The organism is Streptomyces sp. NPDC058157 (assembly GCF_042884105.1).
Lineage (GTDB): Bacteria > Actinomycetota > Actinomycetes > Streptomycetales > Streptomycetaceae > Streptomyces.
On the sequence record NZ_JBHVUQ010000250.1, the window covers coordinates 1 to 8,769 of the forward strand.

General features: G+C 74.5%; 8 protein-coding genes and 1 pseudogene. 3 read left to right on the forward strand and 6 right to left on the reverse strand.

The window, feature by feature from the left end; translation table 11 throughout:
* The first annotated feature begins 159 nt into the window (after window positions 1-159).
* Entirely contained in the window at window positions 160-720 is a 561-nt protein-coding gene (locus ACFVXK_RS34360) for a TetR/AcrR family transcriptional regulator (protein WP_389619874.1), read from the forward strand.
* Window positions 721-796: 76 nt separating this feature from the next.
* Here ACFVXK_RS34360 and ACFVXK_RS34365 read toward each other — a convergent pair whose 3' ends face one another.
* The 3 genes from ACFVXK_RS34365 to ACFVXK_RS34375 all read right to left on the reverse strand — a co-directional run bounded on the left by ACFVXK_RS34365 (window position 797) and on the right by ACFVXK_RS34375 (window position 2,913).
* Window positions 797-1,666, reverse strand: a complete 870-nt coding sequence (locus tag ACFVXK_RS34365; protein WP_389619877.1) for a polysaccharide deacetylase family protein — start codon at window positions 1,664-1,666, stop codon at window positions 797-799.
* 111 nt (window positions 1,667-1,777) lie between these two features.
* Complete coding sequence (locus ACFVXK_RS34370) at window positions 1,778-2,509, reverse strand: hypothetical protein (protein ID WP_389619880.1); 732 nt, start codon at window positions 2,507-2,509, stop codon at window positions 1,778-1,780.
* Between the two features lie 77 nt (window positions 2,510-2,586).
* Complete coding sequence (locus ACFVXK_RS34375) at window positions 2,587-2,913, reverse strand: hypothetical protein (RefSeq protein ID WP_389619883.1); 327 nt, start codon at window positions 2,911-2,913, stop codon at window positions 2,587-2,589.
* 76 nt (window positions 2,914-2,989) lie between these two features.
* On the opposite strand from ACFVXK_RS34375, the gene ACFVXK_RS34380 reads away from it, so the two are divergent.
* On the forward strand, window positions 2,990-5,473 hold the full coding sequence (locus ACFVXK_RS34380; RefSeq protein ID WP_389619884.1) for an MDR family MFS transporter: 2,484 nt from the start codon (window positions 2,990-2,992) through the stop codon (window positions 5,471-5,473).
* A 28-nt stretch (window positions 5,474-5,501) separates the two neighbouring features.
* Here the strand turns inward: ACFVXK_RS34380 and ACFVXK_RS34385 are convergent, their stop codons facing one another.
* Entirely contained in the window at window positions 5,502-5,879 is a 378-nt protein-coding gene (locus ACFVXK_RS34385; protein ID WP_389619887.1) for a hypothetical protein, read from the reverse strand.
* A 90-nt stretch (window positions 5,880-5,969) separates the two neighbouring features.
* The gene (locus ACFVXK_RS34390) at window positions 5,970-6,782 is read right to left on the reverse strand and encodes a helix-turn-helix domain-containing protein (protein WP_389619893.1); all 813 of its coding nucleotides are present in this window, start codon (window positions 6,780-6,782) and stop codon (window positions 5,970-5,972) included.
* Between the two features lie 256 nt (window positions 6,783-7,038).
* On the opposite strand from ACFVXK_RS34390, the gene ACFVXK_RS34395 reads away from it, so the two are divergent.
* Complete coding sequence (locus ACFVXK_RS34395; RefSeq protein ID WP_389619890.1) at window positions 7,039-7,749, forward strand: DUF6193 family natural product biosynthesis protein; 711 nt, start codon at window positions 7,039-7,041, stop codon at window positions 7,747-7,749.
* Between the two features lie 18 nt (window positions 7,750-7,767).
* On the opposite strand, the pseudogene ACFVXK_RS34400 reads toward ACFVXK_RS34395, so the two are convergent.
* Window positions 7,768-8,769 (reverse strand): annotated as a pseudogene (locus ACFVXK_RS34400) (ATPase); the annotation flags it as partial.

An 8,769-nucleotide genomic window follows, 5' to 3' on the forward strand; every position in this document is an offset into this window, starting at 1 on the left:
CGGCGGCGACCAGCAGGAGCCAGTGGAAGTACTGCGGCGTGGTCATGACGGGGCCCCCTCGGTAGCGGCGGGAACGGTAACCGGACACGGCGTCCAGTTATACCGGACGAGGGCCACAACCGGACAGGCCGTCCACTTATTCCGCTAGGCTGAGGCCCCATGGACACGAGGGAACGCGCCGACGCCGCCCGCAACCGGGCCAAGGTGCTCTCCGCCGCCGCCGGGCTGTTCGCCGCCGGCGATCCGCGGTCGGTCACGATGGACGACATCGCCCGGGCGGCCGCCATCGGCCGCGGCACGCTCTACCGCCGCTACCCGGACGTCACGTCCATCGCGGCCGCCCTCCTCGACGAGCACGAACGCCGCCTGCAGGAGGAGTTGTTGCGCGGCGCTCCCCCGCTCGGCCCCGGAGCGCCGGCCCCGGAGCGGCTCACCGCGTTCTACGCCGCCATGGTCGACCTGCTGGAGACCCACGGCCACCTGGTGCTGGGCGCCGAGACCGGGGAGAAGCGCTTCACCATCGGGGCCTACGGCTTCTGGCGCACCCATGTCCTCGTCCTGCTGCGCGAGTCGGGCGTCCCGGACCCCGAGGCCCTGGTGGACAGCCTGCTCGCGCCGCTGGCGCCGGAGGTCTACCTCCAGCAGCGCGCCCAAGGGGTCGCGCCGGACCGGATCAAGGCAGCGCTGGGACGGCTGGCGGCCGCGCTGCGAGCGGGGTGAACAGGAGCCGGTGCCGCCCGGCGCTGCACTGGCGGAGGCGCTCGGCCGCTCCCGCGCCCTTCGCCCGTCCCTCCGGTCAGGCGGCGGGGCCCGCGGTGGTGCGGGCGTAGTGTTCGGCGATGTCGTCGCTGGTCGTGGTCCACACGCCGGGGTGGTTGACCACGTATTCGAGCGCCTGGTCCAGGTACTTCATCCGGAACGCCTGGCCGCTCACGAAGGGGTGCAGGGCCAGTGACATCACGCGTCCGCTGTGCGCGGAGTCGGCGTGCAGCTGGTCGAGCTGGTCCTTGACGATCTGGACGAAGTCGGGGCCGCTGACGGAGTGGGCGGTGAACAGGCCCAGGTCGTTGAGTTCGAGGGTGTAGGGAACGCTCAGGAGGCCCGGCACGTTCAACGGGAAGGGCTGGTCGTCGGCGGTCCAGTCCAGCACGTAGCCCAGGCCGAGTTCGGCTATCAGCGCCGGGGTCTGGAAGGTCTCGCTGAGGGCGGGTCCCATCCAGCCGCGGGGGCGCTGCCCGGTCGCCTTCTCGATGGTCTCGACGACATCGGTCAGGTAGGCGCGCTCGTCCGCCTCGACCTCGGCCTGCAGGGTGGAGTTGTTCTTGCCGTGGGCGAGCCAGGCCCAACGGCGCGCCCGGCCGGCCTCGATGATCTGCGGGTACTGCTCGGCGACATCGGAGTTGAGCAGCACGCTCGGGCGCACGCCGTGCCGGTCGAACGATTCGATCATCCGCCAGATCGCCACGCGGGGGCCGTAGTCGCGCCAGCCGTGGTTGAGCGGATCGGGCACGAGCGACGCGGTGCCCTGGTTGATGCTGGTGGACGGCTTGCCCAGGACGAAGTGCTCGACGTTGAGGCCGACGTAGAACGCCACGCGGGCGCCGCCGGGCCACTGGATGGGTGCCCGTTCGGTGATGGGGCTGTAGTCGTACAGGTCGTTGCGCATGGGATTCCCTTCGCAGGAACCGTCCGTGGACGGCAGGGGAGCTGAACGACGGAAGACGATCCGTACCGGTTCGCGATGCGCCACGGATCGTGTCCCGGCATGATCATTCTGTCAATGCGAACCGGTTCGTCCCCCCATGTGGCGTGTTCCACGGCCGGCTGCACCACCGGAGCAGGAGCGAACCGCGTCGTCCCAGGCGTCGGGGCTGCGGTGGTGGTTCGCGTGCCCCGCATCGAGTACGTGGCGCAGTGCGGCGAGGTGCCGGGTGTTCGTGGGGAGGTCCAGCCGGCCGAGCAGGACCCGTGCGGCAGCCGGCTCCAGGTCGCCGTAGACGTCGTGGAAGCTCGCGAGGAGGCCGCGGAAGACGGCCGGGTGCAGGTCGGGAAGCCGCACGGCGGTGCGGTACGTCAGCTCCTTCACCGGCCAGCGCACCGGTCCCGAACACTCCAGAACCCGACGGGCCCGGCGGAGCAGGGGCTGCGATCGCTCTGCCACCACCCGGTCGACGTCGTTCCCCAGAACCTCGGCGAATGCGGTCGCGGAAGTGGCGTGGTCCTCGAACCAGTCCACCCACAGCGAGTAGGTGACGGCTTCGGCGTCCCGGTCCGCCTCCAGCCGCCGGCGGTAGCCGTCCCACAGCACCTCGGCCGGCAGGGGGCCCTCCGCGCCCTCGTTCGCGAACCGGATCTCGCACGTGACCCAGTACTCGTCGAGCAGGTCCAGCAGCCCGAGAGCCAACCGCACCTGACCGGCCGCATCCAGGTCTTCGGCGAACACATCACCGGACCAGGAGTGTGCCACCTGGTTGGCAGTGAGCAGCACGTCCGGCTCTGCGTCGCTCACCCACCCGTCGCGCACCTGCCGGACGCCCTGATCGGCCAGCCAACGCCGCGCTGCCTCTTCGCCTCCCATCTCCGGCGTCAGACGGATGCCCGGTCGGCGTCGCCGTGCTCCGGTGCGGGGCTCGGGTGAACCCGCCCGTTCCATGAGCCGGGCGTCTCGCCGGCCTCCCAGGTGACTTCGAGGGCGGTCCCGTGGAACTCGAGCCCGAGTGCCCGCAGCATCACGGCCTTTGCCTCCTTGGCCTGCTCGGCTGTGGCCGTCTCCGGCAGCCCGGTGAGCCGCCCGCAGAAGATCGCCCCGTCCGTCGTGGTGGTGCTGTGGCGCCATCCGTCGGGGGTGGCATACAGCACGACGTCCTGCGGCAGGCCATAAGGAACCTGCCACCTTCTCTTGCCTTCTCTCATCAGCCCATTGAACAGGATCGCCCCTTCCGGGGGGACCGGGTTCATTCCCGCCCGGCAGTTGGCATACTTCGTCCCCGTGGACCAGTTGATCGCAGCAGACCCGACCCACATCGGCCCGTACCGTCTGATCGCCCGGCTGGGCGAGGGCGGCATGGGCCTGGTCTATCTGGGCCGTTCCGAGGGCGGGCGGACCGTCGCGGTGAAGGTCGTGCAGGCCGAGTACGCCGGGCACGCCGAGTTCCGCAGGCGCTTCGCCCGTGAGGTGGCCGCCGCCCGCCGGGTGGGCGGGGACTGGACGGCGGCGGTGCTCGACGCCGACCCGGAGGCCGCCGTGCCGTGGGTGGCGACGCAGTACATCCCGGGGCCGGACCTGCGCACCGTGGTGGCCGAGGACTTCGGGCCGCTGCCCGAGTACTCGGTGCACACCCTCGCCAACCGGCTCGCCGTCGCCCTGCGGGCCGTACACGAGGCGGGCCTGATCCACCGTGACCTGAAGCCCTCCAACGTGCTCGTCACCATCGACGGCCCGCGCGTCATCGACTTCGGCATCGCGCGGGCGATGGACAGCCTGACCGCAGACAGCCTGCACACCCGCACCGGCATGCTCATAGGCTCCCCCGGCTTCATGTCCCCCGAGCAGGTCCGCGGCCGCCCGCTCACCCCCGCCAGCGACGTCTTCTGCCTCGGCGCCGTCCTCGTCTACGCCTCGACGGGCCGGCTCCTGTTCGGCGCCGACGACTCCGGGCTGAACGCCCACCTCTTCCGGGTGGCCGAGGAGGAACCCGACCTCACCGGCGTTCCGCAGTCGCTGACCGGTCTCGTGCGGGCCTGCCTGGAGAAGGATCCGGCCGCGCGGCCGACCCCGCACGAGGTCGCCGAGCGGACGGCGGTCGAACAGGCCGGGGAGTGGCTTCCGGGCACGGTACTGGCGCAACTCGGCCGCCGTGCCGCGAGGTTGCTGGACTGGGCGCCCGAGGAACCCGAGGCGCCCGCCGCCGCGTCGCCCCGGGACCCCCGCATCCCGTCCGTGCCGCGCCAGCACCAGCCGGTGGCCGCGCCACCGCCCCCGTACGCGCCCACGCCCCCGCCCGCGGAGGAGCCCGTCCCCGCAGAGGGCTTCGGGCCGCCACCGGCCGTAGTGCCCGATCCGGCGGCACCGCACCCCAGGCGGTGGTGGGGCCTGGGTGTGATCGCCCTGACGCAGCTGCTGGTCCTGCTCGACGTGATGGGTTTCAGCGCCGCCCTGCCGACAGTCCAGGCCGATCTCGGCTTCGCCGACGGCGGGTTGAACGCGGTCACCGCCTACGCGGTCGCCTTCGCCGCACTGCTGCTGCCCGGCGGGTACCTCTGCGACCGCGTGGGCGCCAGACGGACCCTGATCACCGGCCTGGCCGGCTTCGCGCTGGCCTCCGCGCTCTGCGGCGCGGCCGGCGGCCCCGGTCTGCTGATCGCGGCGCGCGTCCTGCAGGGTGCGTTCGCCGCGCTGCTGACACCGGCGGCGCTGTCCCTCGTGTCCACCGGATTCCCCGAACCGCGGGCACGCGCCCGGGCCTTCGGGGTCTACGGAGCGGTCACGGCCGGCGGCGGCGCGCTCGGCCTGCTCACCGGCGGCTGGCTCGCGGAGCTGGCGTCCTGGCGCATGGCGCAGTTCGCCTCCGTCCCGCTCGCGGCGCTCGCGGTGGCCGGGGCGGCCACCCTGCTGCCGGGCCTCGCGCCCGGCGGCGGTGCCCGCTTCGACGGGCCCGGCGTGCTGTTCGGGTCGGCCGGACTCGCCGCGCTGGTCTACGGCACGGACGAGGGCGGGCGGCTCGGCTGGACCACTCCCCTGGCCCTGGGCCTCGTCGCGGCGGGAGCCCTGCTGCTCGCGGCCTTCCTGCGCCGGCTCACCGCGGCGGGCGGCCTGCCGGCCGGGGACGCGGGCGGGCGCCGCGACCGGCTCGGCTGCGCGCTGACGATGGTCCTGACCGGCGCCGGGTTCCTGGCGCTGCTCCCGACGCTGACCGTCTACACGCAGTACGTCCTCGGCACCACACCGGGCACGACCGGGCTGATGGCCCTGCCGCTGGCCGTCGCGGCCGCCCTCGCCGCCACGCAGGTCTCGGCGCGCCTCCAGGACCGCGTCGCACCCGGCGTGCTGATCGCGACCGGGCTGGTCACCGCCGCCGCCGGGACGCTGTTCCTCGCCGGCGTCGACTCCGGCACCGCGTACGGGACCCGGGTGCTGCCCGGCATGCTGCTCGCCGGTTTCGGCGGCGGCCAGGCCTTCGGGCCGCTGTTCGCCACCGCCACCTCCGGCATCGCCCCGCAGCGCTCCGGCTCGGTCTCGGCGGTGGTCGTGCTGGCCCAGCAGGTGGGCGAGTCGATCGGGATGGCCCTGCTGCTGACCCTCGTCGGCGCGCGCCTGGCCGACGCGTCGGACGAGACCGGGGCCGAGCAGTTGATGCACGGCTACGGCGACACCCTCTGGTGGGCGGGCGGCTCCCTGCTGCTGGCGGCACTGGCCGCCGGCTCGCTGATCAAGGCCCGGGCGCCCCGGGTGTCCGGCGTCGACGCCCTGTGACCGGGATCGGGTGGCGGGCGGGCACCGCCTACGCGCGGCCGCGCAGGAGGTCGGCGGTGCGGGCGATGGCGGCGAGCCCGCCGCCCGAGGCGAGGGCCTGCCGGTAGAAGGCGGCCGCGTCGTCCCCGGCGCTGTCCCGGGACGGCAGGCACATGAGGCTGAAGAACCAGACCACCGCCGACTGCTGCTGCCTGCCGAGGGTGCCCCACTCGCCCCGCGCTCCGCCACAGGCCTCGGCCAGCGCGTGGACGCAATGGGCCAGAGCCGATGCCTCGTCGCCGTTCCAGTGGTCACGCAGCCACTGCCGGAAGTTGGCCTGGACCCTCGCCACGAGCGCCGGGCTGCCCTTGCCTTGCACGATCTCGGCGATCATCGCCCCTTGCTCGTCCGCCCGCTCGGTGAACATGGCCGTCCCCCCCTGCTCTCCTGGTCCTCTTCGTGCGCAAGAACGTAACGGCGCGCAGACGGAGCCGGATTGGACGAATGTGACCTCCGACTAGAGGGCGAGGGCCTCGTCCACGGGGCGGGCGGCCGTCGCCATCCGGCCCGGGGTGAGACCGGCGAGGGCCCGGAACTCCCGGGTGAGGTGGGCCTGGTCGTAGAAGCCGCAACCGGCGGCGAGGCGGGCGAGGTCCACGGGGCCGCCGGTCAGCAGCTGCGCCGCGCGGTGGAAGCGCAGGACGCGGGCGGACGTCTTCGGCGTGAGCCCGACCTGTTCGGTGAACCGGCGGACCAGGTAGCTGCGGCTCCACCCCACCTCGTCGGCGAGCCTGGCGATGGGGACCCCGCCGGCGGAGTCCGTGAGCAGGCGCCACGCGTGGTCCACCTCGGGTGCGGGCTCCGGGCCGCGCCCGAGCCGGGCCAGCAGCAGGGCGTCGAGCAGGTCGAACCTGGCGGCCCAGCCGCGGGCGGCCGCCAGACGCTCCACCAGCACACCGGCCTCGCGGCCCAGGACGTCGTCCAGCTCGACCACCTGGTTGGTCAGCTCGCGCATGGGCAGGGCGAGCAACCGGTAGGCGCCGAGCGGGGTGAACTCCACCCGGATGATCTCCTGCCGGCCACCGGGATGGACGCACCACGCCGGCCGGTCCTCCATCCCGACCACCGCCGACCCGATCCGGCCGGTGCCCGGTCCCGGCGTTCCGAGGCGGCGGATCTGGCTGAACGGCTCGGCCAGGCTGAGGGTCATGATCACGTGGCCGGTCGGAACCAGCCGGACCTGGTAGGGCGGAGCCAGGTGGGAGAAGCCGGTGTGGCCGCGCAGGTAGGGCCGTAAAGCGGGGTGCGGGGGGCGGGTGACCCGTCGCAGACCTCCGGCAGCGGAGACCGCGGCCTCCCGGTGCGCTCCACCACCACGCGGTCCACGCCCCCGTCCGGTCGCACGGTCCACGCGAGGTCACCTCCGCCCGGGACCGTTCGGCGGGGGCGCATGCCCTCGGCCGGCGGTCCGCCGCTCACGGGGGTCCGCGGTCGCCGGTCCCGCTCGTCCCGAACGATATACGGACCGCGTCGGAGCGTCATAGAGGGAGTGTCGGGGCAGGCGGGTGCCGGGGCAGACTGGGCGGATGAACTACGGGGCGGGGTCGGGCGACGGCGGCTGGGGACGTGCAGGGGCGCTGCGGGCGGCGCTGGGGCGTGCGGCCGGGGGGCTCGGGCTCGTCCTGCCGGAGTCGGGGCGGGAGTCGGGGCGCCTCGCGGAGTACGTCGACGCGGGGAGCGGCCGGCGCGTGCTGGTGTGGCCGCCCGCCGATGGGCGGCGTACCTTCCTGGTGACCCTCCAGCACAAGGGCCCGTGCCTGGCCGGTGGGTGGACCGGGGACCTGGCCGAGGCGGTCAGGGCGACGATGGCGTGGACGGGCGGCGCGGGGCTGGAGGAGACCAGGGCGCACGCCCCGTTCATCCGGTTCAGGCCCTGGGCCCTCGCCCACGAGCGGGAGCCGCTCGGCGCCGTCGAGTTGGCGTGGTGGACCAAGCTGGACCGCGTCCACCTCCCGCCGTACGACCGGCACCCGCGCCCCCACGCACTGCTGGTGGCGGCGTACGCCCAGCCGGTGCTCCGCCGGCTGATGCCGGTCAACAGCCACTTCGCCCTCTGGTTCTCCCCCAGGGTCGAGGAGCCCTGGAGGACCCGGGTCGGGTACGCCGTCCACCCGTACGACGAAGGGCGGTACGGGGTGCGCAACGGTGGCGAGTCGGTCGCGCGCACCGAGACGCCCGAGCAAGCCGTCGCCCTCGTGGTGGCCGCCCTCCCGGAGGGGCTCGGACCGGCGCGCTGAGGCGGCGCCGGGTACGGCCTAACGAACGGTCATCGGCGCGAGTCCGAGGGAGGCCAGGGCCGACGCTCCGGCCTCGGTGTGCTCGCCCCCGGCCAGCAGCAGGGTGCGCGCCCACTGGTAGCGGCAGCCGGCCGCCTCGAACGCCGCCGCGGTGGCCAGCAGCCGCGGCCGGTCCCCGGTGAGCAGTGCGCCGGCCCGCTCCACCAGGGCCCCGGCCACCGGGTTGCCGGCGACCAGGGCCCGGGCGGCGGCGACCCGGGCGGCGGCGTCGGGGTGCCCGGCGAGGACGGAGGCTTCCGCGCGGAGCGCCTCGTACCAGTGCAGCCAGACCCAGCAGACCCACTTCCACACCTGCCCGGGCTCGGGGGCGACGCGTTCCAGCGCGGCGTGCGCGTCCCCGTGGTGGAGCTGGACCAGGGCCTCGAAGACGGCGCCGTGGCCGTGACGGTTGTCCTCCTTGCCGCCCGCCCGGTCGGTGATGGCGAGCCAGGTCGCGCGGGCCTCGCCGTCGCCGCGCAGGCCGTGGACCATCGCGACGGCCGCGGCGGCCGGGCCCAGGGAGAACGAGCGCTGGCGGCCGGTGCGTTCCCAGGCGTCGAGGAAGCGCACGCCGGCGGTGAGCACCTCTTCGGCACGGCCCGTGAACGCGTCGGCGACGAGCAGCCAGGAGGTGGCGTGGTCGCCGATGTCGGCCAGCTGGGGGTGGTGCGCGAGCTCGGCCGCCCAGCGGCGCGCCGCCGGCAGCTCGCCCGCGCCGACGGCGGTGGCCGCGGCCATGGCGAGGGCGTCGATGAGCTCGTGCGTCCGGGCGGGCGTGTCCGGGGCGGCGGCCAGGACGCCGATCCGCTCCCGGGCGGCGGCCGCGGCGGCGAAGGTGTCACCGGCCCAGCTCCGGGCGCCGGAGAGCGCGTCGAGGGCGGCCGAGCGGGCGATCGGGTCGCCTGCGGTCCGGGCGAGTTCGACGGCCCGTTCGGCGCACGCGACGGTGTCCGGTGCGGAGTTGTCGGCGGCGCCCTGGAC

What these genes read in the sequence shown, in the direction of transcription:
- ACFVXK_RS34360 (WP_389619874.1), top strand. Translation starts at nt 160, where the DNA reads ATGGACACGAGGGAACGCGCCGACGCCGCCCGCAACCGGGCCAAGGTG.
- ACFVXK_RS34385 (WP_389619887.1), bottom strand. Translation starts at nt 5,879, where the DNA reads ATGTTCACCGAGCGGGCGGACGAGCAAGGGGCGATGATCGCCGAGATC.
- ACFVXK_RS34375 (WP_389619883.1), bottom strand. Translation starts at nt 2,913, where the DNA reads ATGAGAGAAGGCAAGAGAAGGTGGCAGGTTCCTTATGGCCTGCCGCAG.
- ACFVXK_RS34365 (WP_389619877.1), bottom strand. Translation starts at nt 1,666, where the DNA reads ATGCGCAACGACCTGTACGACTACAGCCCCATCACCGAACGGGCACCC.
- ACFVXK_RS34395 (WP_389619890.1), top strand. Translation starts at nt 7,039, where the DNA reads ATGAACTACGGGGCGGGGTCGGGCGACGGCGGCTGGGGACGTGCAGGG.